The organism is Clostridium sp. CTA-6 (assembly GCF_054768115.1).
The window spans coordinates 216,160-242,645 of the sequence record NZ_BAAAAU010000008.1 but is presented as its reverse complement, the minus strand read 5'-3'; the positions used below and the strand labels follow the sequence as shown (position 1 = coordinate 242,645).

The window sequence follows — 26,486 nt, the reverse complement described above, 5'->3', positions numbered from 1 at the left end:
GCAATTAAGGGGGAACAAATGAAAATTGAAACTATGGTTAAAGAGATGGAAGGACTTGGAATAGGATCTATTGTTGGAGTCCCAGATTCTACACTAAAAGAGTTTTGTGATTATATGAATTATGAAAATCCACACAGCTTAAAACATTATGTTCCTGCTAATGAAGGAGCAGCTGTAGGATTAGCCGCAGGTATTTATCTTGGAACAGGAAAACCTGTATGTATTTATATGCAAAATAGTGGTATTGGAAATGCTATTAATCCTATTGTTTCATTATTAAATAAAGAAGTTTATGATATTCCAACTTTATTTATGGTTGGGTGGCGTGGAGAACCTAGTGTTCATGATGAGCCACAACATAAATTTCAAGGAATGATTACAAAAGAGTTATTTGATGTATTGAATATTAAAAATGAGGTAATTAGTTCTAATACAACTGATGAACAGTTACAGGCTATTTTTGAAATAGCTAGAAATGAACTTAACAATAATAGACAGTTTGCTATTATTATTAAAAAAGGAACTTTTGAAAAACGTGGTAATAAAGCACATAAAAATTCATATGAAATTATTAGAGAAGATGCAATTAAAGAAATTTTAAAACAAATTGAAGTGACAGATATGATTGTTTCTACGACTGGAAAGATATCTAGAGAAGTATATGAAGAAAGTGATAGCATCCTTGGAGGACATAAGCAAAATTTTCTAACTGTTGGTTCCATGGGGCACTCTTCAATGATTGCTTTGGGGCTTGCAAAGGAACATGAAAATCGAAGAATATATTGTATTGATGGTGATGGATCAGTACTTATGCACATGGGGTCCTTAGCTTTTATTGCAAAGCAAAATCCTAAGAATCTGATTCACATTGTTCTTAATAATGATGCTCACGAATCAGTAGGGGGAATGCCTACTTGTGCTGTTGATGTGAATATTGGAAATATAGCACAAGCTTGTGGTTATCCCAAAGTGTATCATGTCTATAGATTAGAAGAATTAACTGTTGTATTAAAAAAAGCTAAATATATAAATGAGTTATGTTTAATTGAGGTAAAGGTAAGTTTAGAGTCAAGGGCTGATCTTGGAAGACCAAAAGAATCAGCAAGAGAGAATAAAGAAAATTTTATGAAATATCATGGTGTAAAATAATATATTTTTATAGCAATTTTTTTAGAATTAATTTTAATATCTGGATAGTATCAAATATGGAGGGAAAAGATTATGAACAATAAAGTGACCCAAAGTGTATATGCATGCTTCAGTACAGGAGTTATCCATGAAGGACATATGAACATTATAAATGAAGCAAAAAAATATGGAAATGTAATTGTTGGAGTTTTAAGTGATGAAGCTTGTGTTAAGTTTGACCGCTTTCCAACAACTCAAATTGAATATAGAGTTGAAATGTTTAAAAAGTTACCAGAAGTTGATAAAGTAGTTATTCAAAAAACTACTTCTTATAAAGATGTACTAAGTGAATTAAAACCTGACTATGTAATTCATGGTGATAATTGGAAAAGTGGACCACAATCAGCTTTAAGACAAGAAGTTATTGAAATATTAAAGGGATGGAATGGGCAACTAATTGAAATTCCATATACAAGAAATACAAATGTAAAAAAAATTGATGATATTACAAGAGAAAAATTGGCAATGCCTGAATATCGTAGAAAGAGATTAAGACAGTTGTTAAAGCTTCGTCCAATTGTAAAGGCTATAGAAGTACATAATGGAATTACTGGTCTAATTGCAGAAAAAACCGTTGTTGAGCGTAACGGAGAACTAGATCAGTTTGATACAATGTGGATTTCAAGTCTTTGTGATTCTACTGCAAAGGGAAAACCTGATATTGAATTAGTTGATATGTCTTCAAGACTTGATACAGTTAATGATGTTATGGAAGTTACAACTAAACCTATTGTACTAGATGGAGATACAGGTGGATTGGTAGAACATTTTGTGTATAATGTAAGAACCCTTGAAAGAATGGGTGTTTCTGCAGTTATTATTGAAGACAAAACTGGTCTTAAGAAAAATTCATTATTTGGAACAGAGGTTCAGCAGACTCAAGATACTGTTGAAAACTTCTGTCATAAAATTAGTGAAGCAAAAGAGGCTCTTAGAACTGATGAATTCATGATTATAGCAAGAATTGAAAGCTTAATTCTTGAACAAGGTATGAAAGATGCCTTAAATAGAGCTTACGCTTACGTGAATGCAGGTGCTGATGGTATTATGATACACAGTCGTAAAAAGGATCCTACAGAAATATTTGAATTCTGTGATAAATTTAGAAAAACGGATAAAGATACACCAATAGTTGTTGTACCTACTTCTTTTAACACAGTTACTGAGGAAGACTTTATTACACATGGAGTAAATATTGTAATTTATGCTAATCAGTTGACAAGAAGTGCGTTTCCTGCAATGCAACAAACAGCAACAAAAATTCTTGAATGTCATAGAGCGAAAGAAGTTGATGATAACTTAATGTCAATAAAGGATATTATCACATTAATTGACTAATTTAGGAGTGATGAGGACTATGAAAAAATTTTCGTTTAATAAAAATAATGAATGTAGATTATGTAAAAGTAAATCCTTATTAAAGTTTATAGAATTTAAGGATATACCTTTAGCAGGGAATCCAGTAAGTGCAAGTTCTAAGACATATACATATAACTTAGATGCATATGTTTGTGAAGAGTGCAAGCTAGTGCAATTACTTGATGTAATAGATAGTGAAATCTATGAAGAATATACATATACACCATCACACTCTGAGGAGTTTAAACTTTATGTAGATGGGCTTGCAGAAGAAATTCATAAATTTTTTGGAAAAAGAAAAGTTATTGAAATAGGTAGCGGAAATGGGTACTTTCTAAAGTGTATTAATAATAGAGGAAGTAAAGTTTTGGGGTTTGAACCATCAAGAAAGTTGGCAAGTGAATCGGAAAGTATGGGTGTAGAAACTGTTAATGATTATTTCTGTAGTGGAGCTATTTCCAAAATTCCTAATGAATTTTTAAAATCAGATATGATAATAATGAGACACGTTTTGGAACATATAGATTCATTTGAAGATATTATGAGTTCTATATGCAAAATATTAGATAATGAAAAAGGTATTTTATTAATAGAAGTACCTTATTTGGGAAACATAATAAATGAAAATCAATTTTATGCATTTTTCCATGAACATTTATCATATTACTCACTAAGTACTATTACTAAGTTATTAAATAAGTATAAATTTAATATTATAGGTGGTAAAAAAGCTTTTATGGAAGGTGGATCAATGTTAGTATACGCTATTCCAGGGGAAGCGAATGTTCATGATTATGAAAGTATTTTAAATGATAGTGAATATGACATAGATAAAAATTTCATAGATGATATTAAATTATCTGATGTTAAAACATTACAAGACTTTGCTAATAATACGAAGGAAAATATTCAATCGTTAACTAATTTTATTTTAAGTGAAAAAAATAAAGGTAAAAAAGTTGCAGCGTGGGGAGCTGGGCAAAGAGGTATATCACTAATTAATCTATGTGGATTAAGTAATCATGATTTGGAATACTTAGTTGATGTTAATCCTCTTTATGATGGTTTATATGTACCGATAGCTAATATTCCTATTGTTAATCCTGATTATATCTATGAAAAACCTGTAGATTATATAGTAGTATTTGCAACAGGTTATATAGAATTCATAAGGGACTCTAATAAAAGGTTTGAAGAGAATGGTGGTCATTTTGTTTCGATAATACCTAAAATAAGCATTTATAAAGGAAAATAAAATTTAATAAAAATATAGTTGTAAGTTGGTGTATACTATATAATTTACCACAAGAGCAAAGTAATTTTTAAGAAGAATATCACATGAGCTACAAAAAAATTAAAGTGATTATTTTCTTTTTATTCTTTCAAAATTATATCATAAATTTTAACTATAAAATATTAGTTTAGTTACTTAAGTTTTGTACAAACAAAACTTTATTAGTTTCCATATCATAGTTTCCCAAAAATAGATAATGGATAATACTAAGCCTTGAAGTATAATTTTCTTTGCACAGAAAAATTAAGAAAGGCGGTATTATCCTATGAATAATTTTACCTTTACTCAAGATAGCTGTAGAGAAGAAAATACTTCCACTTGGCTAACTGCAGTAATGAAATTTGGTCTTAAACTGAATTTTTTCAAGCCATTTGAGGTCTTTAAGCTTAAGATGGAGAAAGTAAAATATTCTGTATATCAAAAATTTATTATCATTATGATGTCTATAACAAGTGGTTGCGAAACAACCAAAGACATCAATGAAAAGCTTGGTGTAGAAAAACTTGCCCTAAATATGTTTGATATGGATAAAGCGCCAGATCAATTACAAATTAATGAATTAATTAGACGATTTGATTCTGGCAGCATACATCAACTGCAAGACATTCATCATCATCTTTTTATGAAACATAGTAACTCAGCTCACTCTCATACGAGAGTAGTCGTAGACTGGGATCAAACAGGTCTAATTGCTAATGGTAAGAGCTTTGAATTAACTGAAAAAGGCTACTTTGCTAAGAAAAAAACCAAAGTGGATATCAACTGGCTGCCGCTTTTACAGGTGAACACTTTGAAACAGTAACAATGTTTTTAGATTCTGGGAATATTCATTGTACTAATCACTATAGTGACTTACTAAAAGCTATACTATCTAAATATAAAGAGCAACTTCACAATGGTAATTTAATTTTAAGGACTGATAGCGGCTTTGGTTCATCAGACAATGTTGAAAAGTTACTTTTAATTCCTAAGTTGAAATTTATTACTAAAGGATACTCTAGTAGAACTGCTAGAAATCTTGCAAAAGAAATAGATTATTCAGGATATCTTCAAGCCGATAAGGCTGCATGAGTTTATGAGTTTCCTGAAAATAATGGAGTTAGACATATTATAGTTCAAACGTTATCTCCAAAGGAAAATTAAAATATACTGTACTCATAACCAACATAAGTAATAAGGATATGAGTACAGTAGAAATATTTTATTTTTATAACAAACGTCAAACCATAGAAGCCTTCTTTAAGATGGCTAAAAATGTATACCATATAAAAAACCTTAGAACCTCAAAATTTTATGGTATCTATGGATTTTTGTGGTTAGTATTTATAACGCACAATCTCATAAGTTAGTTCAAATCTACAGTTCTGTATGGAACAGAGCTTGAAAATGTAGGGGTAAGAGTTTTAGTTAAAAGTATTGGTAATATAACGGGTTTTGTTAAAAGAACTTCCGAAGGAATTATAGTTAATATTCAACCCATAACAAAACTGGTAAAGCTAATTGCTAACTCACTTAGCCCCCCTAAATATATACAATCAACATTTAACATATGAAATTAAATACAATAAATTAACCAATGGAATATTATCCAAGATATTAAACCGAATTTTACTTTTCTTTATTATTGTCAAATTGAAGTTTTCTGAATTATACCAATAGGCTACTCCTAAAAATTTAGATGAGTATGGAATATATTGAATAATATTAACAGGTAATTATATGAAAATATAATTTTTATATTTGTATGCAATCTAGGTAGTTAAGATAATATTTTATTCCCATCAAGAATAATATTTTTTATTGTCATCATACTTATAGTACAATCCAAGGTAATTGTACTAATTAGAGCTTTTTAGTTACTGGTTTAAATTTAAGTTATTATATAAATTTATGATGGATAATTGTAAAGAAAGAAAACAATTAAGATACACTTTAAAAAAAATAAAAAATAGAGGATTGAAATAAAAAATGGATACTAATAAAAGAGAAATAGAAATTATTAAAGCTAAAGACAATAGCTATGCTTTAAAAATAAACAATAAATTTGTGTATAGTAAGTTTTATCCCCTAAAAGATGCAGAAAAGTTTATAGAAAACAATAAACAGTTAATTTTAAATAAGAAACATATAATTATGTATGGAATAGGTCTGGGTTATCATGCAAAAGAGATATTAAAAAGAATGCCCTTAGATTCAGAATTATTTTTATTTGATTTAGATATAGAAATACATGATATAGCAAATAAATACAAGCTTTTAGAGGAGATAAAAAGGGATAATAGGGTAAAAATTATATTGAGCAATAACAAAGAATTCTATAAAGAGTTTACAAATAAACTTTCTTTAGTAGAGGATATTATAGTTTATGAACCACTATTAAAGGTTTTAGAGGATAAATATAATGCTTTTAAAGAAGCTATAAAAAGTTATAAAATAGCTAAAATTAGTTTAGAAAAATTTCAACCTATTATGGAGGAAAATGAAAAGGAGAATATAAAAAATAATTATAATACCATAGGGCAATTTTTAAAAACTTTTAATTTAGAAAAAAAACCTATAGTAATTGCATCTGCTGGTCCATCTTTAGAAAAGGAACTAGATGCCTTAAAGGAAAAGAGAGAACATGTTAAAATATTTGCAGTAGGAAGAGCTTTAGACATTTTAATGAAGAATAGTATAAAACCAGATATAATTACTATATTAGATCCAGGAGAAATCGTATATAATCAGATAAAAGGTTATGAGAATTTAGATATTCCTCTTTGTTTTATATCTACAGGTTCTAGATGGGCAGTGCAAGGTTATAAGGGACCTAAATATATGTTTTTTAATAAGAAATGTAGTTATAATAAGGAGAATATTATAGTGCAAACTGGTAAAACTGTAGCTATACCAACTATAGACTTAGCTATAAAAGCTGGAGGGCATAAAATAATACTCTGTGGACAAGATATGGCTTTTATAGATAATAAATTTCATGCTGGAGATAATGAAAGTATAAAAGAAAGCAATTTTTATGAAAAGGTATTAGGGGTAGACGGAACTTATTTAAATACTACCTCTGGTATGTTAGAGTTTAAAAAGGGTATAGAAAAGCTTATAGAAAAAAATAAAAATATAAAATTCATTAATTCAAGTAAGGGATCTAAAATAAAAGGAACTATAGAAAAGGATTTAAAAGATCTATTATAAAATTAATTTAAACAGGAGTAGTATATGAAAAAAATTTCTGTAAAAGAAAGAATATCTTTAATTATAACTTTAATCTTTTTTTCTACCACCCTAACTATTAATATAAAAAATTTTAAAAAAGATATAAAATATATAGCATACCCTAAAGTAAATAATAAGTATAATACTAAACAAAACAATCACAAAGAAGAAGGTTATAATGTAAAAGATCATATTTCAGATCTTTGGGATACTTTAGGTGAATCTATAGATTATTTAAAAGTAAACATAGACAATAAAGAAAAAGCAAAAGAAATAGAAAACCTAATAGATGATTCAATTATAGCCTTAAATTCTATAGAGGCTGCCTTAAACAAAAATTATAAGGATACCTCTAGTGAGTTGATATTATACACCAGAGATATGAGAAATAGTTTTATTAACTTAAGAGAAATATTAAATAAGAATAAAAAACATAATAGCGATAAAGAGAAAATTTTAAAAAGTATAGAACAAAATTATATAGAAGTTAAAGTACTACAAAATTAGATTAAGAGTATTAGTAACTAAAGTAGAATATAAATAAGGGGGTTGATCTATGACAGAAAGAAAAAGAATTGTTTTACAACCGGAATACGTAAAAAGCTTCAACTGTATTGGTTCAGCCTGTGAAGACAGCTGTTGTATTGGCTGGAAAGTAGATTTAGATAAAAAGACCTATTTAGCTTATAAAAAAATAAAGAATTCTGAATTAAAACCTATAATTAAAAAAATGGTTAATCGTAAACATAATCAAAAAAGTGATGAAGCTTATGGTAATATTATAATGGACTCAAAGGGAAGATGTCCCTTTCTAAATGAAAAAAATCTATGTAAAGGTTATATTAACTTAGGACAAAGTTATCTTTCTGATACTTGTACATTTTATCCAAGAAGTGTGAGAAAAATAGATGGAAAATTGGAAAGAAGTTTAACTATGTCTTGCCCAGAAGTAGCTAAATTAGCATTACTCAATCCTGATGGTATAGGATTTGAACATATAGAAGAAGATGGCAATGCAAGAATTATACTTTATAGTAGCTTTGATACTCAAGGCCATCCTTTTTACAACAAACCGCAAAGATATTTTTGGGATATTAGAATCTTTAGTTTAAACTTACTTCAAAATAGAAATTATGATTTAGGAGAAAGATTAATTATTCTAGGAATTGTTTATAAAAAAATAGAGAAGTTTTATAGGGAGGAAAAAATACAGAATTTACATAGCATATTGAAAACTATGAATAATTTAATTGAATCTGGAGCTTTTCAAGAAGAACTAAAAAAAGTACCTATAAGAACTGAAATTCAAATTAAACTAGCAAAGGCAATGATTGATAAAAAAGTATTACAAGGAGTAGCAAATGAAAGATATTTAGAATGCCTAAAGGAGACTGTTCTAGGAATGGGAGATATAGAAGGAGAAAAGTTAGAAAACATCATAGAAAAATATGAAACTAATTATAAAGAATATCTCACTCCTTATTTAGAAGATAAGGAATATATACTAGAAAATTATTTAGTAAATGAATATTTTAAAGAAATGATGCCTTTTGGAGATTATAAAAACATATGGGATTCTTATATATTACTTTGTATACTTTATGGAATTGTAAAGCTTCAAATGATTGGTATGGCAGGATATCATAAAGGGTTAAATGATGAGCTTACCCTTAAGTTAATTCAATCTTTATCTAAGGTAGTATTGCATAGCAATCAATATATTCAAGGAGTTATACAATTACTAAAATATAATGGATATGATAGCTTAGCGTATATGTCTATTCTTGTTAAAAATTGATAAAAGGTAACTATTACTTAAGGAAAAAATAAAATTACATGAAAGATAAAATATCACAAAAATTAGATTAAGAGAATAAATAAGATACATCTGTTGGGGCGTATTTTATGTTTAAATACGTTAGAGTATAATTTTTTTATTTCAGTTTCCATTCTTTCAACATATGAATCTACATCATTTATATTTTCAGTAGCTATATGAACATCAGTAATAGTATTATATTTTCCATCAACAGTTCTATAATCTAGGTAAAAAAATCCTTTTTAAAATTTGAATTAAGTTTTAGCGAATATTATACGATAATAAGTATGATATATGTGGAAGGCAGGGAAGCCTAGAAAAAATAACAGGGAGGTGGAGAGATGTTTGTTAGTAGTAATGGATCTCTCTTGAATTCATTTGCAAAATTAACAAAGAATAAAACATCTAAAAACCAGTTTATAGAAAAATTATCTTCTGGAAAAAGAATAAATAGAGCAGCAGATGATGCTGGGGGGTTATCCATAAGTGAAAGCTTAAAAGCTCAGGTAAGAGGGCTAAATAGAGCAGAAAAAAACATACAAGATGGAATTTCTATGGTTCAAATATCAGATGGTGCTATGGATGAAATAACTAAAACTCTTCATAGAATGAAGGAATTATCAGTGCAAGCTTCTAGTGGAACTTTAACAGATAATGATAGGCAGGCTATAGGAGAAGAGTTTAATGAGCTAAAGGAAAATATAGATACCATAGCAAAAGGCACAGAGTTCAACGGAATAAAGCTCTTAAATGAAGATAAAACATTAATTATTCAAACAAGAGATAACCCTTATGCTAGTTATGATTTAACTCTAACTAATAATTCTTTACAAGCTTTAGGCATAGATAGTATAAATATAAATACTGCATCTAATTCTAATGAATCTATTGGAAAGATTAAAGATGCGTTGAATACAGTTATAAAAAATAGAGTGGAACTAGGTAATCATCTAAATAATCTTCAACATGACTTTAATAATGTAAGTAACTCTGGTACCAATTTAACTTCTTCTTTGTCTAGAATTGAAGATGTAGATATGGCAACAGCTCTTATGAAATCTGTTAGAGATGATGTGCTTATAAGTTACAATAAATCTATGCTAGTAGCAGCAAGACAAACTACCCAAGGGATAAATACAATAATAAGTAAATCGCTCCTATAGATATTGAAAATATATACAAAATATAAGAAATCCTGTTAGTTAAAAACAAACCTAAACAAAAAAGGGGAGAATAGAAATGGGTGAAAATAGGAGATTTCAAAGTAATGAAGAAATATTAGCAGCTTTTAAATTAGTACTACCTTACATAAATAAAATTATTCATGAGGATATGGTGGTAGGTCTTACGGATTTAGAAAAATATGTTGGTTATCATAGAGCTAAAGAATTTGAACTAGATTTACCAGAAGGAAAGCCTATAAAGGGTATAAAAACCATAGAGGAATGTATTAAGTATAAAAAAGAAATCTATGATAATATTCAAAAGGAAGTGTATGGCAGAGCTATAAAAACAATATTCACTCCTATTTATGGCGTAAACAATGAAGTTATAGGTACCCTTAGTTCAGGAATAGATTTTGATAATAATAATCAGTTAGTAGAAAATGTTCAAAAATTAGTGGAGAATGTTAAACAGGTAACTGAAAATACTGCTCAGGTATCAGAGGCAGCGGAAAGTTTGGCAAAATCAGGTCAAAATGCTATTTTAATGGTAGAAGAATTAAATAATAAGAGAAATGATACTTCTGAAATTCTAGAATTTATAAAGGGTATTGCCACTCAAACTAATTTATTAGGACTTAATGCAGCCATAGAGGCTGCAAGAGCAGGGGAATCAGGTCGTGGATTTGCAGTAGTTGCAGGACAGGTTAGAAAATTATCAGATCAATCTCAGGAAGCTGTTAAAAATATCGAAAAAATATTAGATGAGATGAATAATAGTGTAAATGAAATTAATAATACCATAGGAAGTGTAGGAGCTATTAGTGAAGAACAAGCAGCTTCTACAGAGGAAATTTTATCAAGAATAGAAACCCTTAATGAAACGATTAAAAACTTACAAGAATTTGTAGAAAAATATAAATAAAAGATTATAACAAAGTCCCCACGTAATAAAAGTTGGGGACTATTTTAATCTTATATTTCATTGCTTTTTTATTTGAAATAAAATATAAAATTTATTAATATAAAATGTGAATTTTAAAAAATATTTGTTGTAGTTCCCTAAAAAATAATATCAACTACTCTAATGGAAAATAAAGTAAATTTAAAATTAAAATTTATGAAACTATACAAAACAAAGTAATTATATATAATATTTACATTTTTATTTATAATTTAACAAAAATTTATAATTTATATATAAAAGTTTTTGTTACACTAACGATATTTATAATATTAGCTAATTTTTATTTTATTTTCAATATATGGGAGAGTGGGGGACAATTGAAAACTAAAGAACATTTGTTTAAACAAATGAGTCAATTAAGACAGGACTTATATAAAATAAGTGTTACATTAGAAGAAAAGGATAGGGATGAGGAAAAAATATTAAATTTAAGTAGGGAGATGGATGAATTAATAGTACAATATATGAAATGTGAGTATAAATAAATATTAGATTCATTGTTTTAATAAAAATTTAAAATACTATATTGAAAAAATAGATATAATAAGAATACAGTAAATAGATTGTTTTTTATAATATATTAAAAAGAATGGGGAGATGATTTTGAAATATAGTAAAGAATCTTTATGTGAACAAATGGATATGGTAAGACAAGCTCTATATGAAGTTAGCATAACTTTAGAAGATGAAGAAAGAGATAAAGAAAAGATACTTAATGTTAGTAGAAAAATGGATGAGCTTATTTTAGAATATATGAAATTTGGAAAAGAAGATTAAATTTAATACTATATTTTCAATGAAGATCCACGATATTATAAAGTATAACAGTATAAAATATGATATAATTGCCATTATATATGAATTTAAAAGATTTATATATAAAATATAATTAAAGGGGTGATAGTATGGATATAGGAGGATTATCCATGTCATTAAATCAAGGTAAACTTGCACAGGCGGTTTCATTATCTTTAATGAAAATTACTATGAATACAGCAAAAGAAAATGCTGTTCAAATGACAGAAATGATAAAAGAATCAGTGAATCCCAATATAGGGCAAAATGTAGATTTGAGAGGATAAAGAGTGTTAATTTAACATATATTTAAAATGGTCCTTAATATTAACTTGAGTATTAATATTAAGGATTATTTATTTTTAATATTAATCTATCAGTTAACAATTTTAACGTCTTTTGTTAAAAATAAGTATATATATTAACTATACAAAGGTAAGATAAAAAATTCTAAGCTTTTTAGGAGTTATTTACTTCAAATAAAGCTTAGATTTTTTTTATTTAATATTAAATTTATTACTGAATGAAGAAAAAATTTTATGGTATATATATTAAATTATTTCCAAAATACTTTAAAAATATGAAAAAAAGCATAAATTGCATTGGAAAACATGTGAAGTACCAAAAAATAAAATAATTGCAAAACCAGGTATTTTAATGTAATATTAATTATTATATAAAATACAAGAATATTTTGTCGATAAATAAAATATAAATAAAATATTGTCGATAAATTGTAATGATTATGATAATTTTGTCGATAAATGGATTGCATTAAACTTAATTTAATCTGTTGAAATTTCTATAAAAGGATCTGTAGCATTTTACTATTTTCTAAAAATTAATTTTTATACAAATATTATTATTTTGTATAACCATATTTTGAAGGGAGATATTGTATGGAAAATAAAAAAAAGAAATGGATATTGTCTATAGTAACAGTAATTGTACTTACAACAGTAATAGGAACATTATATGTTTATAGTCAGTTATCAGCAGTTAAAAAAGTATCTATATCGAAAAATGACCAACAGTTAAAGATAGATAAAAAAGCAGATCAATATGGGGATGATGTAATAAATATAGCATTTTTCGGCTTAGATAGAAGAAAAAAAGATGAGCCTTCAAGATCTGATGCTATAATGATAATTTCTTTAGATAAGAAGCATAAAAAAGTTAAAGTATCATCTATAATGAGAGATTCATATGTGGATATAGATGGTCATGGGAAAACAAAATTAAATCATGCTTATGCTTATGGGGGCCCAGAGCTAGCTATAAAGACTATAAATTCTACCTTTAAACTAAATATTAGAAATTTTGTAGCAGTGGATTTTTATGAATTAGAAAAAATAATAGATACTGTTGGTGGGGTAGAAATACCTGTAAGATCTGATGAAATAAAATATATAAATATTTATATGCAAGAAACTGCAAAAATTCAAGGTAAGAGTGTACAAGAAGTGCAAAAGCCAGGGCTTCAAAATTTAAATGGTATGCAAGCAGTGGCTTATGCAAGAATAAGGTACACTAGTGGTGGAGATTATGAAAGAACAGAAAGACAAAGAATAGTTCTAACAGCTATTATGAATAAGGTGAAAAAATTAGGACCTACAGAGTTCCCTAAAGTAGTAAGTGCCCTACTTCCAAATGTAGAAAGCAGTTTTTCTTCTACAGAAATAATGAAAATGGGAACCTCAGCTTTTGCTTTAGGTATAGATAACATAGAACAACAAAGATTTCCATTAGATGATTATTGCCAAGGGAAGCTTATAGATGGTGTTTACTATTTATTATTTAATGAAGAAAAAACTATAAATCAAATACATAAATATATATTTGAAGATATAAAACCTAACTAATTATTATATTTAGATATGGAGGAAAGCATTAAAATGAATGAAGAAGTAACCTTAGATATACAGGAGATTTTTAATGTATTAAAAAGGAAAAGAAAATTAATTGTAATAATAACACTATTATGCGGAATAGTGGTCGCTATTTTAAATTTTTTTATTATTTCACCTACTTATGAGGTAAGGGCCAGTGTAGTTATAGGGAAAGCTGCAGAAGAAAAAGCTGAAAATAAAAATAATTATAATGATGTTATGATGTATCAAAAATTAGTTAAAACCTATGCTCAAATAGCCAATTCAAGAACTTTAGCAGAAAATGTAGTAGCTAAAACAGGCAGATTAGAACCAGAGGGATTGCAAAGCAAACTAAATGTAATGCCTCAACAGGATACCCAAATTCTAGACTTGAAAATACAAGATAAAGATGCAGAATTTGCATATAAAGCGCTTACTATAGTTTGTGATGAGTTTATAGCTCAAAGTAAAAAAATATATCCTAGCAACACTATAGAATTATTAGACAAGCCAGTAATACCAGAAAAGCCTATAAAACCAAAAAAAATATTTAATATAGCTATAGCTTTATTTATGGGGTTCTTAATATCTTCAGGAATGGCTTTTATACAGGAATATATGGATAAAACTATAAAAACAGAAAATGATATAGATAAATATCTGGGGCTTCCAGTAATAGCTGTAATACCTAAAATGAAATAAGGAGAGGTTATATGATAGATATTCATAGTCATATAATAGCATCCATAGACGATGGTGCGAAAGATTTAGATTATTCTTTAAAGATGCTTAAAGTCGCAGAAGAAAGTGGAACAAAAAGAATAATAGCTACGCCTCATTATTATGTGGGAAAATATGAGGAAAAATATTCTAGCGTAAAGAAAAAGGTGGATTATTTAAATAAAATAGCTAAAGAAAACAATATAAATATAGAAATATTTTCAGGTCAAGAGGTTCTTATACACAGAAAAACTGTAGAGCTTTATGAAAAAGGATATATAGGCACTATAAATAATACATCTTATATGCTAGTGGAATTTCCTATGACTACTTGGGAAGATTATTATATGGATGTACTTTATGAATTAAAAATAAGAGGCATAAATCCTATAATAGCTCATCCAGAAAGATATAAATTTATTCATGAAGATATTTCTAATATAAATAAACTTATAGAAGAAGGTTATCTATTTCAAATAAATGCAGGGAGTTTATTGGGTGTATTTGGAAAAGAATCTGAAAAAATATCAAAGGAACTTATAAAAAATAGAATATGTAATTTTATAGGTTCAGATGCTCATAGCTTAAATGTGAGAAATCCAAATATTAATAAGGGAGTTAAAATTATAGAAACTATGGATAAGTCCTTATATAATGAAATAATTATAAATTCAAATAATCTTCTTGAAAATAAATATGTAGTTACAGATTGTAGAAAAATACAGAAGAAAAAAAATATTTTTAGTTTTCTTAAAAATATAATTTAACATTGGAGTGATTACAAGTTGAATAAAAAATTAGAGTTGATAACTATAAAAGATCCAAAGTCACCAATATCAGAATCCTATAGAATTTTAAGGACTAATATACAATTTTCATCCTTTGATGAAAAAATAAGTGTAATTTTTGTAACTAGTTCTACTCCTGGAGAGGGAAAATCTACAACATCAGCAAACTTAGCTATAACCATGGCACAAAATGGAGCTAAAACTATTTTGGTAGATTGTGACCTTAGAAAACCTAATGTACATAAATTATTTAAGCTATCTAATATAAGGGGACTATCTAATTTACTAATAGAAGACAATTCAATAGATGGGGTTATACAACAAAGTAGTGTAGAAAATTTACATATTTTGACTTCGGGGGTGAAACCACCTAATCCCTCAGAACTATTATCTTCTAGAAAAATGAATAATTTCATAGAAACCAGTAAAAAACACTATGATTATATAATATTAGATACTCCGCCGGTAGGAGTAGTAACAGATGCTCAATTAGTATCCCAATATTCTGACGGAGGGATATTAGTTACAGCATCTGGCCAGGTTGAAAGAGAATTAGCCATAAGAGCAAAGCAACTTTTAGAAAAAGTTAATGCAAAAATAATAGGGGTAGTATTAAATAAAGTGGACACAGAATTTGGGAATGGATATAGGTATTATAATTATTATTATGAAGAAGATGGAGAGAAGAAGAAAAGAAATAAAAAATAACAATAGTAGTAAAGAGATATTTGTATGAGCTTAGATATATGCTCAATAGCACTTTGTAGTAATTATGAATGTATTACTGCTTTATTTTAAATAATTTTGGATAAATTTTAAATAGGCGGTGAAGAAATGGGTGAAATACACAAAAATTTAGAAGAAGTCCAAACAGAATATAAAAATGAATATTCTAAAACTATAATGTATTTTGTTATAAAAAAGATTATAGATTTATTAGGTTCTATAATTGGATTAATACTGTTAAGTCCTATATTAATAATAACTGCTATAGCAATAAAGTTAGATTCTAAGGGGCCTGTATTTTTTATTCAAGAAAGAGTAGGGAAAAATGAACAAGTCTTTAACATGTATAAGTTTAGATCTATGGTGATAGATGCAGAAGAAAAGTTATATAAGTTAAAGGATAAAAATGAAATGTCAGGTCCTATGTTTAAAATGAAGGATGATCCTAGAATTACTAAAATAGGTAGATTTATAAGGAAGACAAGCATAGATGAATTACCACAATTATTTAATGTATTAAAGGGAGAAATGTCATTAGTAGGACCAAGGCCTAATCTTCCAAGAGAGGTTATAAAATTTACAGATTATCAAAAAAATAAATTTTTGGCAAAGCCTGGTCTTACCTGTTATTGGCAAGTTATGGGGCGGAACAATATAGATTTTGAAGATTGGATAGAACTAGATATTAAGTACATAAGAAAGAGAAATACCTGGGAAGATATAAAACTTATTTTTAAAACAGTTGGAGTATTATTCGGTGATGATAATGCTAGTTAGAATTTAAAAAAGATATGCTACAGGAATTCAAGGTACAAAGGAGGACAAGTAAAGGTATGGAATTATTAATAAAGCCAAAGGAGATAGAAAGTAAAGAGGAATTTATGGAACGATTTAATGAAAATATACCGGAATATTCTATGAATAAAAATATATGTGTATTTGGTCAAGGCTTTGTAGGATTACCACTAGCATTAAGTTTTGCATTTAGAGGATGTAATACCATAGGAGTAGATGTAGAAGAAAGTCTAGTTCATGAAATTAATTGTGGCAAAACGTATCATACAGAAAAATTTTATGAAGTTACTATAGAAGAAGTTCTACAAATGCAGCTTGAAGATAAAAGATATAAAATCACTATAGATGCAGATATGGCTGTTAGACAGTGTAATAATATAATAGTAACAGTAGGAATTCCCATAAAAAATGGAGATTATATAATGGATCATTTAGAAAGTGTTTGCAAAATTATAGGAAAAAATTTAAAAAAAGATGATTTAATTATTATAAGAAGTACTGTTATTCCAGGAACTACAGAAGAATTTTGTATGCCAATATTAGAAAAAGAATCAGGAATGAAAGCAGGGGAAGATTTTTATTTAGCTTATGCTTCAGAAAGAATAGCAGAAGGAAAAGCTTTTGATGAATTTGCAAATATGCCTACCTTAGTTGGAGCTGTAAATAAGAAAAGTTTAAAAAGAGCTATTGATGTATTGAGTATAGTATGTAAAGCTGATGTAATACCAGCAAGCTGTATAAAAGTAGTAGAAACTTCAAAGGTATTTGAAAATGTTCAGAGGGATGTAAATATAGCTATGTCTCAAGAATTTGCAAGGTTTACAGAAACATTTGGTATAGATATATTTGAAGTTATAAATTTAGCTAATACTCATAAAAGAGTTGATCTTTTAACTCCAGGACCAGGGGTGGGAGGATATTGCATACCTAATGCATACCATTACATAGCACCTAAAGCAGAAAAGATGTGTGTAGATATGCCTCTTTTAAAACTTGCTAGAGAAAAAAATGATGTATTACCTGAATTTATAGCAAATAAAGTTGAAGAATTATTATATAAACAAGGTAAAAATATAAGAGGATGTAAGATATCAGTTTTAGGACTAGCTATGAAGGATTACTCTAACGATGATAGAATAAGCCCACCGATAGATATATGTAGAATATTAATAAATAAGGGAGCGGATGTTGCAGCTTTTGATCCAGTAGTACCAACACATTATGATTTTAAAGTTGGGACCCAGGATGAATCCTTGAAGGATGCAGATGCAGTAATGGTACTTACAAAGCAACATGAGATTGATTTTACTGATTGTGAGCATATAGCAAAAATAATGAAGGAAAGGCCTATATGTATTGATACGAAAAATGTTATAGATAAGATTCAGGCTAAAAAGTATGGTATTGAACTATGGAAAATATAGTTTATAGAATAGTGGTGAAATAAATTGAAAAAAATAGTATATATGATAACTAGTTTATTTTATCCTTCAATTGGTGGAGTTGAAAACCATGTATATAATCTTTCAAAGGAGTTAGTTAAAAAGGATATAATAGTTAAGATTATAAATCCAGTAATTAACTTAGGAAAGAATGATATTTATGATTTAGAGGGGATAGAAGTCCATAGGATAACTGTTGGTAATAATGAGGATGAACGAAAATATTTAAAATATAAGAGTAAATCAAAACAAAATTTATTTGGATTTTTTAATGGATATAAGAGGAAGTGTTATTATAATAAGTTTTCTAATGATGTATATGAATATATTTTAAAAGATATTGAATTAGAAAGGCCTGGTAAGTTTATATTGCATCAGCACGACTTTATATCCAGTATCAAATTATCAAAAAAATTATCAAAAAAATATAATATTATATTTACTAATCATACAGGAGAATTTTTATTTCTAAAAAAATTACCTTTTTCTAATTTAATTATAAAGAAATTAACAAGTCACTTTAAATTTATAATTGCACCAAGCAATGAGTTAGCTGATTTTAAAGATATTAGAAATGAAAATACATATTCTTTTTTAAGCAATGGTGTTGATGTTGAAAAATTTTTGCCTGTTACAGAAATAGAAAAAAATAATTTAAGAGATAAATATAATATTCCTAAAGATAGGGTAGTAGTAATATGTCCTAGAAGATGGGCTCCTACTAAGGGAGTTATTTACTTAGTTAAAGCTATAGATATTTTAATTAATAAATATAATATTCATAATATTTCATTTGTATTCGCTGGAAATGACTATTTGGATTATCCCGAATATAGAGATGAAATTTTAAATATAATTAAAAATAAATCTTTAAGAGAATATGTTTATTTACAAGGAAATATAGATTATAAAATAATGAATGAACTTATAAAAATGTCTGATATAGTAGCGATTCCTTCTTTAATGGAAGCTATAAGTTTATCTGCATTAGAAGGTATGGCATGTGGGAAAATAATAATAGGAACTAATGTAGGTGGTTTTCCACAAATAATACAAAATACTGAAACTGGATTTTTGGTTGAACCAGAAGATGAAGAAAAATTAGCCCAGATTATTAAAGATGTTTCTAGCGGGGTATATAACAATATAAAAATATGTGAAAAAGCAAGAGAATTTGTAGAAGTTAAATATAGTTGGAGTTTTATATGTAGCAATACTATAAATATATACGATAAATTTTGGAACTAAGATATGAATATTTATTAGGAGTTAATTTTATATGAATAAAGCAAGCGTTAGCGTTATTATTCCTTATTATAATAGTGAAAGAACTATTATAAGAGCATTAAATTCAGTTATAAATCAAGTATATAAGAATTTTGAAATAATATTAATAGATGATGGTTCAACTGATAATTCTTATAAGGTTGTAGGTAGCTTTATAAAAAATAATTCCCAATATCAAATAAAAAATTTACATCAAAAAAACTCTGGACCTAGTAAAGCAAGAAATCTAGGAATTAAACAATCAATAGGGAAATATATAGCCTTTTTAGATTCTGATGATTCATGGGATAAAAATAAGCTAAAAATACAAATGGATTTTATAGAAATCAGACAAGATATATTTATATTAGGTTGTGATCATAAAATAGTTGAAGATAGTGGGAATATAATAAAGAGTAAAAATTTATGCAAATTTAAGGAGGTTAATTTTTATTCTAGGTTATTTAAGAACTATTTTTCTACACCTAGTGTGATTGTAAAAAAAAGTGCACTATTAGAATTTGGTGGATTTAATGAAGATCAAAAATATGCAGAAGACACATTATTATATTTGAAAATTATTAGAAAGTATAAAGGTGGTAAAATTCAATTGCCCTTAGTTAACCTATATAAGAATGAATTTGGACAAGGTGGTTTATCTAGAAATTTAATAGAAACAGAAAAGTGCGAACTGAAAAACTTTAAAGAATTACGAAGAGAAAATTATAAATATAATAAAAAAATTAATATTATATTATATTTTGTTATAGTAACTTTTTCATTGATAAAATATTTAAGAAGAATACTAATTATAAAACTAAGAAAACAAAGGTGATTTTATATGAAGAAAATAATATTTGCGGATTTCATGGAGTATGATGATCAAAGTAATAAATTAGGTAATTATCATTATGCTAAATTATTTTCACAAAATGGATATGAAGTGTTATGGATATCTTGTCCATGGAATATTCTTATGTATATAAAAAATAAAGAAGTTTATTTAAAAAGAAAAGCTTTATCAAAGCCAATTATACATAAATTAGATAAAAATATATATGGATTTGCACCACATGCTTGGAAATTATATGGGAATCATTTGTTTTGTAAAAATGCTAATACAGTTTTAAATTTTGAAAAATATATTACTCCAAATATAAAAAAATCTTTATTAAAAATAGGATTTGATAAAGTGGATATTTTGTGGGTATCAAATCCTAAACAATATTGGTTATCGAACGTAGTAGAATACAAAAAAATGATTACTAGGTTACCAGATGACTATTGCAAAATAGGGGGGTTTCCTGAATCTATAAATATTATTGAAAAAGAATTGTTGAATAAGTCAGATGAAGTATTTGCAATATCTAAAAATTTAATAGATAAAAAAAATAATGTTAGATCCAATATTAAATATTTACCTAATGGTGTAGAACTAGATAATTTTATAAGAAGTACATACAATAAACCTAAATTATTTAATAAGGATAACTTTAGATGTATATATGTTGGGGCCATAGGGCATTGGTTTGATGTAGAGTTAATAAAATACTGTTCTGATAAATTAAAAGAGATAGATTTTTATTTAATAGGACCGATAAATAAAGACTTAAGTATACTAAATGATAGTAAAAATGTACATATACTTGGTAAAAAAAATTACAAGGAAATACCTAACTATATATATTATAGTGACGTAGCGTTGATACCTTTTGAGGTAAATGAATTAACTAATTCTGTTTCACCAATAAAACTATATGAATATATGAGTTTAGGACTTAATGTAGTATCAACTAATTTAAAAGAAGTTAAGTATATAAATAGCCCTGCATATATTGCTGATAGCTATGAAAAGTTTGTTAATTATATCAAACAAGCTATCAAAAACAAAGATAAGGATAGACAAAGAAATATTAGATTTTCAAGGGAAAATACTTGGAATAAAAGATTCGAAAAAATAAAGGAACTTATATAATTATTGAGGAGTTTAATAATGAACAAAGTAATATATATGCTATATATATTTATTTTAATATTATGTAGTTTAGTTAGAATCAATCTGATCCAAAATATTTTAATCATTTTATCTAGTTTTATATTACTAATTATTCTAAATATAAAATTTAAAATAAAAGATTCGAAATTTAAGTTAGTAAGTAGTGTTATTGTAATAATTAATATAGCACTGATATATTTTAATTATTACACATCTATAAGGTTAGGGTTTTCAGACGGATTAGTTTATGGAGTTGTAGGTGATTCTAAATATCTTGATACTTGGAATTATTATTATGAATCTAAGCATTTAGCTGATTTATGGATGAATGGGCAATTTGTGGATTGGATAAAAGGTAATGTATTAAAAGGCGAAGCTTTTTATGGATATTACAACTTTTTTGTTATATGGAATGCAGCTTTAAGAATTTTATTTGGAGATAACTTAATTCTATTAATAGTAATAAAATATCAATTTTCTATAGTAGCTATATATCTTTTGTATAAAATATCAAATGAATTTTTAACAAGCAAATATAGTAGACTAGCGGTAATCCTAATGAACTTTTTTCCAGGATTTTTATTGGTGAATATCAGTTTGATGAGAGATAACTTAGTATATCTATTTATAGTATATGTTTCATACTTGGTTATTATTAATAAAAATACAGATAAAAAGAATTGGCTAATTTGGTTTAAAATTTTAATTAGTATAGCAATAATAACTTATATGAGAGTATATATAGGAATAATGTTAGCTATTTCTTTGTTAATTTATTATATTATGGGAAAATTAAACTTAAAAAGATTGATTGCAGTAAGTTTTATACTTATATTATCTATATTGGTTGTTGGGGGAGTTACATATAAATTAGGATATGGTTTTTTGGGGAAAGACTTAATTTTAAATGCTGATAGTTTAGAAAGATGGAATCCAGAAAAAATATCATCTCCTATTAAGTTCATATTTTGGAGTATTTATTATATATTTTTTGGTGGAAAACTTATTGGTAGTTTTCATACATACATAGGTAATGTTTTGAATTTAATGACACCTATATTTATTTCTATATTTATACTACCTACATTTCTTGTTATATTTACAAAGAAAAATGACAAGAAAACAAATCACTTTATATTATTTAGTTTTATTTTTTGTATATTGAGTGGGGGAATAGTTTTTTTTATTTTTACAGGTATTGTACCAAGACTATATATATGTTGGATTTGGGCAAATATAATAATATTTTGCTGTTTATTAAAAAATATTATGGAAATGAGTTCTAGAGTGAGAAGTTTATTACTAGTTCAATATATATTTTATGTAGTAATTATATTATTATATATAGTTAATTAATTAGAATATATTTTTTAGAGATTATTAAAAGTTAATAAAGTCTAATATGAATATTTTACTACATATTTATTTGCATTGGATAAAATTTATTAGTCAATTTATAAAATGGATTAGTGATTAATAGTGTATAACTTTTAGGGTTACACCATATTATGATGTGAAAATAACATAATAAATAAGGGAGTATGATATTATGAAACAGGTCTTAGTAAAACAAGGACAAGCAATTACAGATAATATTCCAGCACCTGTAGTCTCAGATAATGGTGTTTTAGTCAAAGTTATGTATTCTTGCATAAGTGCAGGAACAGAGATGATGGGAATAAATGAGTCAGGAAAATCTCTTGTAAAGAAAGCTATGGAACAACCAGAAAAAGTAAAAAAGGCATTTAATATGTTTAAAAGTGGAGGTTTAAATGCTGTATTAGGAAAAGTAAAAGATATGGGAAGTGGAAAGCCTACAGGATACAGTGCAGCAGGAGTAATTATAGGTATTGGAAAAAATATTAAGGACTTAAAAATAGGTGATAGAGTTGCTTGTGCAGGAGCAGGTATCGCTAATCATGCAGAATATATAGATGTACCTAGAAATTTAGTTATGAGAATACCAGAAGGGGTAAGTTTTGATTTTGCTTGTACTGTTACATTAGGCGGTATAGCGCTCCAAGGCGTTAGGAGAGCAGATGTTAGACTTGGTGAAATAGTTGCTGTAATAGGTATGGGAATACTGGGACAGTTACAAATTCAAATGCTAAAAGCCTCTGGGTGTAGAGTAATAGGTGTAGATATAGATGATAGAAGACTTAATATTGCCAAAGAAAATGGATGTGACTACATATTAAATTCTAAAAATACAGATGTTATAAAAGAAATAGAAAAAATAACTAAAGGATATGGGGTAGATGTAGTATTAATAACAGCTGCAACTAGCTCAAATGAGATTTTATCTCAAGCTTTTGATATGTGCAGAAGAAAAGGGAAAGTTGTTTTAGTAGGAGTTGTGGGCAATGAGTACAATAGAGAGGATATGTATAAAAAAGAATTAGATTTTATAATATCCACATCTTATGGTCCGGGAAGATATGATCCTATGTATGAAGAAGAGGGCATTGATTATCCATATGCTTATGTTAGATGGACTGAAAATAGGAATATGGAAGAATATTTAAGATTAGTAAGTAATAATAAAATTAATTTAGATACTTTGATAGAAAAAGTTTATGAAATAGATAAGGCTGATAAGGCATATGAAGAGCTGAAAAATGGTGAAAATAAACCATTGATGATTCTATTAAAATATAGCGAAGAAATGCCAGATAAAATTGAAAGAACTGTGCATGTAAATAAAGAAATAGAGAAAAAAGATGGTAAAATAAATGTTGCCATAGTTGGAGCAGGTGGCTTTGCAAAAGGAATGCATCTTCCTAATTTACAAAAATTAAAAGATACTTACAATATATATTCTGTAATGAGTAGAACTGGGACTAATGCAAAAGCTATAGCAGCTCAGTATGAAGCATCATATGCTACAACAGATTACAATGATATAATCAATGATCCAAATGTAGATATGATAATGATATGTACAAGACATAATTTACATGCGGAAATGGCTATAGAAGCTATGAAAAAAGGTAAAGCAGTATTTGTTGAAAAACCTATGGCATTAAATGAGTATGAATTAGAAAAAGTTTTAAAAACAATAGAGGAAACAAAGGTTCCTTATACGGTTGGATTTAATAGAAGATTTTCAAAATATGCAGTAGAAGTTAAGAAACATATTAAAGATAGACTAAACCCGATAATTGTAAATTACCAAATGAATGCTGGATATATTCCGCTAGATTTTTGGGTTCATACAAAAGAAGGTGGAGGAAGAATAATAGGAGAAGGATGTCATATATTTGATTTGTTTAACTATTTTACTGATTCAGAAGTTGCAACTGTATCAGTAGATTCTATATCAGCGAAAACAGATAATATATCGCATAGAGATAATGTAGTTGTAACTCTAAAATATAAAGATGGTTCAATATGTACTTTAACTTACACTTCATTAGGAAATAATAGTTATTCTAAAGAGTTTTGCCAAGTTTATTGTGATGGGAAAATAATTATAATAGATGATTATAAGAAAATTAATGGATATGGGGTAAAGGTAGATAACATACAAAGCAGTAGTTCTGATAAGGGACAATATGAAGAAATTTTGGAGTTTTCTAAAGCAATTAAAAGTGGAGAAAACTATAGTATACCTGTTTGGCAATTAGAACAAGCTAGTAAAGTTAGCTATCTGGTTGAAATGGAGTTGAATAAATAATTATGAAGGATTTACTTAAAAAATCACCATACTTTATTCAGAAACATTTAAGAAACTTATATGGAATAATTCCATATGAAAAAAGACTAGGTAGGGCATTTAATGATACGTATAACTTTTTGGGAAAATCAGAATATTGGACTAAAGAGCAGCATGAACAATATCAAGTATGTAAATTGAAAAAGCTGTTAAAACACTCTTATAATAATGTACCTTATTATAAGAATTTGTTTAATCAATGTGGATTTGATGTTGATAAATTTAAATATTTAGATGATATGCAAAAGATTCCTTTTCTTACAAAGGATTTGGTAATGGAAAATATAGAGAGTTTAAAAGCACAAAATTTTAAAAATAAAGATTTTATATATGCATCTACGGGTGGAACCACAGGTAAACAAATGAAATTTTATATGCAAAAACATTTTTCGTCAGGTATAGAATGGGCATTTATGATGAAACAATGGGAAAGAATTGACTTTGAATATGGAAAATCTAAAAGAATTATATTAAGAAATCAAGTTTTACCTAAGGATAAACTTTGGATTTGGGATAAATTACAAAATGCATTAATATTAGATACCTACCATTTAACAGACGAAAATATTAAAAAAATAATAGATAAGATAAATGAAGTAAGAATACCTTATATTCATACTTATCCTTCAGCTATAACAATAATATGTGAGTTTATTAAAAGAACAGGATACGGAATTAATTATAATTTAAAAGGAGTATTAGCAAGTTCAGAAAATATATACAGCGGACAGAGAGAATTAATAGAAGATACATTAAAAACTAGAATGTATAGCTGGTATGGACATAGTGAAATGTGTATATTGGCTGGTGAATGTGAAAAATCTAATAAATATCATATATTTACAGAGTATGGATATACAGAATTAATAGATGAAAATAATAATATAATTTCAGAAAGTCAAAAGATAGGTGAATTGGTAGGAACTGGTTTCAATAATTATGTTATGCCATTTATAAGATATAGGACAGCTGATTATGGAATGTACTCAAAGGAACAGCAGTGTAATTGTAGGAGAAATTATAAACTTTTAGATTCAGTGCAAGGTCGATGGCTTCAAGAGATGATAGTTACATCCAGGGGTAACAAGATATCTATAACAGCTATAAATATGCATTCAGATATTTTTGACAATGTATTTAAATTTCAATTTTATCAAGACGCGCCTGGAATTTGTACAATAAATATTGTGAAAAAAGATAACTATTCTGATAAAGATGAGAAGAATATAGTTAAGGAATTATCTAAGAAACTTAGTAATGATGTAAAGTTAAAAGTTAATTATGTAGATAACATTGAGAAAACTAAATCTGGTAAGCATAGATTTTTAATACAAAATATAAATTAAAAAATTAGATTAAGAAGGGGATT

The 26,486-nt window shown here is 27.0% G+C and carries 26 protein-coding genes and 1 pseudogene; 26 read left to right on the top strand and 1 reads right to left on the bottom strand.

Features of this window, described 5'->3' with window-relative positions; translation table 11 throughout:
- Positions 1-18: 18 nt before the first annotated feature.
- The 9 genes from aepY (at position 19) to fliB (ending at position 8,852) form a co-directional block, all read left to right on the top strand.
- Complete coding sequence (gene aepY, locus ACYUDJ_RS14220; protein ID WP_043032182.1) at positions 19-1,149, top strand: phosphonopyruvate decarboxylase; 1,131 nt, start codon at positions 19-21, stop codon at positions 1,147-1,149.
- 72 nt (positions 1,150-1,221) lie between these two features.
- Entirely contained in the window at positions 1,222-2,526 is a 1,305-nt protein-coding gene (gene aepX, locus ACYUDJ_RS14215; protein WP_043032181.1) for a phosphoenolpyruvate mutase, read from the top strand.
- A gap of 19 nt (positions 2,527-2,545) precedes the next feature.
- Positions 2,546-3,802, top strand: coding sequence for a class I SAM-dependent methyltransferase (locus ACYUDJ_RS14210; protein ID WP_043032180.1), 1,257 nt, complete (start codon positions 2,546-2,548; stop codon positions 3,800-3,802).
- Positions 3,803-4,106: 304 nt separating this feature from the next.
- A complete protein-coding gene (locus ACYUDJ_RS14205) occupies positions 4,107-4,643 on the top strand; it encodes a hypothetical protein (protein WP_242867255.1) in 537 nt (178 codons plus the stop codon).
- Positions 4,644-4,645: 2 nt separating this feature from the next.
- A complete protein-coding gene (locus tag ACYUDJ_RS14200) occupies positions 4,646-4,912 on the top strand; it encodes a hypothetical protein (RefSeq protein WP_043032179.1) in 267 nt (88 codons plus the stop codon).
- 110 nt (positions 4,913-5,022) lie between these two features.
- Complete coding sequence (locus ACYUDJ_RS14195; RefSeq protein WP_080333558.1) at positions 5,023-5,190, top strand: transposase; 168 nt, start codon at positions 5,023-5,025, stop codon at positions 5,188-5,190.
- 619 nt (positions 5,191-5,809) lie between these two features.
- Positions 5,810-7,033: a motility associated factor glycosyltransferase family protein gene (locus ACYUDJ_RS14190; protein WP_043032178.1), complete on the top strand. Its 1,224-nt coding sequence runs from the start codon at positions 5,810-5,812 to the stop codon at positions 7,031-7,033.
- Positions 7,034-7,057: 24 nt separating this feature from the next.
- A complete protein-coding gene (locus tag ACYUDJ_RS14185; protein ID WP_043032177.1) occupies positions 7,058-7,561 on the top strand; it encodes a hypothetical protein in 504 nt (167 codons plus the stop codon).
- Between the two features lie 49 nt (positions 7,562-7,610).
- Positions 7,611-8,852 carry a flagellin lysine-N-methylase gene (gene fliB, locus ACYUDJ_RS14180; protein WP_043032176.1) on the top strand — a complete coding sequence of 414 codons (1,242 nt, stop codon included), beginning with the start codon at positions 7,611-7,613 and terminating at the stop codon, positions 8,850-8,852.
- A 119-nt stretch (positions 8,853-8,971) separates the two neighbouring features.
- Here fliB and ACYUDJ_RS14175 read toward each other — a convergent pair.
- Positions 8,972-9,115: pseudogene (locus ACYUDJ_RS14175) on the bottom strand (IS5/IS1182 family transposase); the annotation flags it as partial.
- 99 nt (positions 9,116-9,214) lie between these two features.
- Here ACYUDJ_RS14175 and ACYUDJ_RS14170 point away from each other — a divergent pair.
- From ACYUDJ_RS14170 to ACYUDJ_RS14090, 17 genes are all read left to right on the top strand, one after another.
- Positions 9,215-10,036 (top strand): flagellin, encoded by an 822-nt coding sequence (locus ACYUDJ_RS14170; protein ID WP_043032175.1) that lies wholly within the window; start codon positions 9,215-9,217, stop codon positions 10,034-10,036.
- 76 nt (positions 10,037-10,112) lie between these two features.
- Positions 10,113-10,961 carry a methyl-accepting chemotaxis protein gene (locus ACYUDJ_RS14165; protein WP_460289650.1) on the top strand — a complete coding sequence of 283 codons (849 nt, stop codon included), beginning with the start codon at positions 10,113-10,115 and terminating at the stop codon, positions 10,959-10,961.
- Positions 10,962-11,320: 359 nt separating this feature from the next.
- Positions 11,321-11,488 carry an aspartyl-phosphate phosphatase Spo0E family protein gene (locus ACYUDJ_RS14160; protein WP_003495072.1) on the top strand — a complete coding sequence of 56 codons (168 nt, stop codon included), beginning with the start codon at positions 11,321-11,323 and terminating at the stop codon, positions 11,486-11,488.
- Between the two features lie 118 nt (positions 11,489-11,606).
- Positions 11,607-11,780, top strand: coding sequence for a Spo0E family sporulation regulatory protein-aspartic acid phosphatase (locus ACYUDJ_RS14155; RefSeq protein ID WP_043032173.1), 174 nt, complete (start codon positions 11,607-11,609; stop codon positions 11,778-11,780).
- Between the two features lie 128 nt (positions 11,781-11,908).
- A complete protein-coding gene (locus ACYUDJ_RS14150; RefSeq protein WP_043032172.1) occupies positions 11,909-12,085 on the top strand; it encodes a YjfB family protein in 177 nt (58 codons plus the stop codon).
- Between the two features lie 612 nt (positions 12,086-12,697).
- Positions 12,698-13,660, top strand: a complete 963-nt coding sequence (locus ACYUDJ_RS14145) for an LCP family protein (protein WP_043032171.1) — start codon at positions 12,698-12,700, stop codon at positions 13,658-13,660.
- A 33-nt stretch (positions 13,661-13,693) separates the two neighbouring features.
- Entirely contained in the window at positions 13,694-14,371 is a 678-nt protein-coding gene (locus tag ACYUDJ_RS14140; protein ID WP_042384545.1) for a YveK family protein, read from the top strand.
- Between the two features lie 11 nt (positions 14,372-14,382).
- Positions 14,383-15,156, top strand: coding sequence for a tyrosine-protein phosphatase (locus tag ACYUDJ_RS14135; protein WP_043032170.1), 774 nt, complete (start codon positions 14,383-14,385; stop codon positions 15,154-15,156).
- Positions 15,157-15,174: 18 nt separating this feature from the next.
- A complete protein-coding gene (locus tag ACYUDJ_RS14130; protein WP_042384548.1) occupies positions 15,175-15,885 on the top strand; it encodes a CpsD/CapB family tyrosine-protein kinase in 711 nt (236 codons plus the stop codon).
- 126 nt (positions 15,886-16,011) lie between these two features.
- A complete protein-coding gene (locus tag ACYUDJ_RS14125) occupies positions 16,012-16,680 on the top strand; it encodes a sugar transferase (protein WP_043032169.1) in 669 nt (222 codons plus the stop codon).
- Positions 16,681-16,736: 56 nt separating this feature from the next.
- Positions 16,737-18,122 carry a nucleotide sugar dehydrogenase gene (locus ACYUDJ_RS14120; RefSeq protein WP_242867253.1) on the top strand — a complete coding sequence of 462 codons (1,386 nt, stop codon included), beginning with the start codon at positions 16,737-16,739 and terminating at the stop codon, positions 18,120-18,122.
- 24 nt (positions 18,123-18,146) lie between these two features.
- Complete coding sequence (locus tag ACYUDJ_RS14115; protein ID WP_043032168.1) at positions 18,147-19,388, top strand: glycosyltransferase family 4 protein; 1,242 nt, start codon at positions 18,147-18,149, stop codon at positions 19,386-19,388.
- A 31-nt stretch (positions 19,389-19,419) separates the two neighbouring features.
- Entirely contained in the window at positions 19,420-20,241 is an 822-nt protein-coding gene (locus ACYUDJ_RS14110; protein ID WP_061329581.1) for a glycosyltransferase family 2 protein, read from the top strand.
- A gap of 6 nt (positions 20,242-20,247) precedes the next feature.
- Positions 20,248-21,381 carry a glycosyltransferase gene (locus ACYUDJ_RS14105; protein WP_043032166.1) on the top strand — a complete coding sequence of 378 codons (1,134 nt, stop codon included), beginning with the start codon at positions 20,248-20,250 and terminating at the stop codon, positions 21,379-21,381.
- Positions 21,382-21,399: 18 nt separating this feature from the next.
- Positions 21,400-22,758, top strand: a complete 1,359-nt coding sequence (locus ACYUDJ_RS14100) for a glycosyltransferase family 39 protein (RefSeq protein WP_043032165.1) — start codon at positions 21,400-21,402, stop codon at positions 22,756-22,758.
- A gap of 193 nt (positions 22,759-22,951) precedes the next feature.
- Complete coding sequence (locus ACYUDJ_RS14095) at positions 22,952-25,078, top strand: bi-domain-containing oxidoreductase (protein ID WP_043032164.1); 2,127 nt, start codon at positions 22,952-22,954, stop codon at positions 25,076-25,078.
- Positions 25,079-25,080: 2 nt separating this feature from the next.
- A complete protein-coding gene (locus ACYUDJ_RS14090) occupies positions 25,081-26,463 on the top strand; it encodes a phenylacetate--CoA ligase family protein (protein WP_052500388.1) in 1,383 nt (460 codons plus the stop codon).
- Positions 26,464-26,486: the final 23 nt, after the last annotated feature.

Excerpts from the sequence above, each read along its gene's own strand:
- ACYUDJ_RS14200 (WP_043032179.1), top strand. The coding sequence starts at position 4,646 with ATGTTTTTAGATTCTGGGAATATTCATTGTACTAATCACTATAGTGAC.
- aepY (WP_043032182.1), top strand. The coding sequence starts at position 19 with ATGAAAATTGAAACTATGGTTAAAGAGATGGAAGGACTTGGAATAGGA.
- ACYUDJ_RS14100 (WP_043032165.1), top strand. The coding sequence starts at position 21,400 with ATGAACAAAGTAATATATATGCTATATATATTTATTTTAATATTATGT.
- ACYUDJ_RS14195 (WP_080333558.1), top strand. The coding sequence starts at position 5,023 with ATGAGTACAGTAGAAATATTTTATTTTTATAACAAACGTCAAACCATA.
- fliB (WP_043032176.1), top strand. The coding sequence starts at position 7,611 with ATGACAGAAAGAAAAAGAATTGTTTTACAACCGGAATACGTAAAAAGC.
- ACYUDJ_RS14135 (WP_043032170.1), top strand. The coding sequence starts at position 14,383 with ATGATAGATATTCATAGTCATATAATAGCATCCATAGACGATGGTGCG.
- ACYUDJ_RS14205 (WP_242867255.1), top strand. The coding sequence starts at position 4,107 with ATGAATAATTTTACCTTTACTCAAGATAGCTGTAGAGAAGAAAATACT.
- ACYUDJ_RS14110 (WP_061329581.1), top strand. The coding sequence starts at position 19,420 with ATGAATAAAGCAAGCGTTAGCGTTATTATTCCTTATTATAATAGTGAA.
- ACYUDJ_RS14150 (WP_043032172.1), top strand. The coding sequence starts at position 11,909 with ATGGATATAGGAGGATTATCCATGTCATTAAATCAAGGTAAACTTGCA.
- ACYUDJ_RS14090 (WP_052500388.1), top strand. The coding sequence starts at position 25,081 with ATGAAGGATTTACTTAAAAAATCACCATACTTTATTCAGAAACATTTA.
- ACYUDJ_RS14095 (WP_043032164.1), top strand. The coding sequence starts at position 22,952 with ATGAAACAGGTCTTAGTAAAACAAGGACAAGCAATTACAGATAATATT.
- ACYUDJ_RS14145 (WP_043032171.1), top strand. The coding sequence starts at position 12,698 with ATGGAAAATAAAAAAAAGAAATGGATATTGTCTATAGTAACAGTAATT.
- ACYUDJ_RS14125 (WP_043032169.1), top strand. The coding sequence starts at position 16,012 with ATGGGTGAAATACACAAAAATTTAGAAGAAGTCCAAACAGAATATAAA.
- aepX (WP_043032181.1), top strand. The coding sequence starts at position 1,222 with ATGAACAATAAAGTGACCCAAAGTGTATATGCATGCTTCAGTACAGGA.
- ACYUDJ_RS14185 (WP_043032177.1), top strand. The coding sequence starts at position 7,058 with ATGAAAAAAATTTCTGTAAAAGAAAGAATATCTTTAATTATAACTTTA.
- ACYUDJ_RS14105 (WP_043032166.1), top strand. The coding sequence starts at position 20,248 with ATGAAGAAAATAATATTTGCGGATTTCATGGAGTATGATGATCAAAGT.
- ACYUDJ_RS14165 (WP_460289650.1), top strand. The coding sequence starts at position 10,113 with ATGGGTGAAAATAGGAGATTTCAAAGTAATGAAGAAATATTAGCAGCT.
- ACYUDJ_RS14210 (WP_043032180.1), top strand. The coding sequence starts at position 2,546 with ATGAAAAAATTTTCGTTTAATAAAAATAATGAATGTAGATTATGTAAA.
- ACYUDJ_RS14170 (WP_043032175.1), top strand. The coding sequence starts at position 9,215 with ATGTTTGTTAGTAGTAATGGATCTCTCTTGAATTCATTTGCAAAATTA.
- ACYUDJ_RS14190 (WP_043032178.1), top strand. The coding sequence starts at position 5,810 with ATGGATACTAATAAAAGAGAAATAGAAATTATTAAAGCTAAAGACAAT.
- ACYUDJ_RS14140 (WP_042384545.1), top strand. The coding sequence starts at position 13,694 with ATGAATGAAGAAGTAACCTTAGATATACAGGAGATTTTTAATGTATTA.
- ACYUDJ_RS14120 (WP_242867253.1), top strand. The coding sequence starts at position 16,737 with ATGGAATTATTAATAAAGCCAAAGGAGATAGAAAGTAAAGAGGAATTT.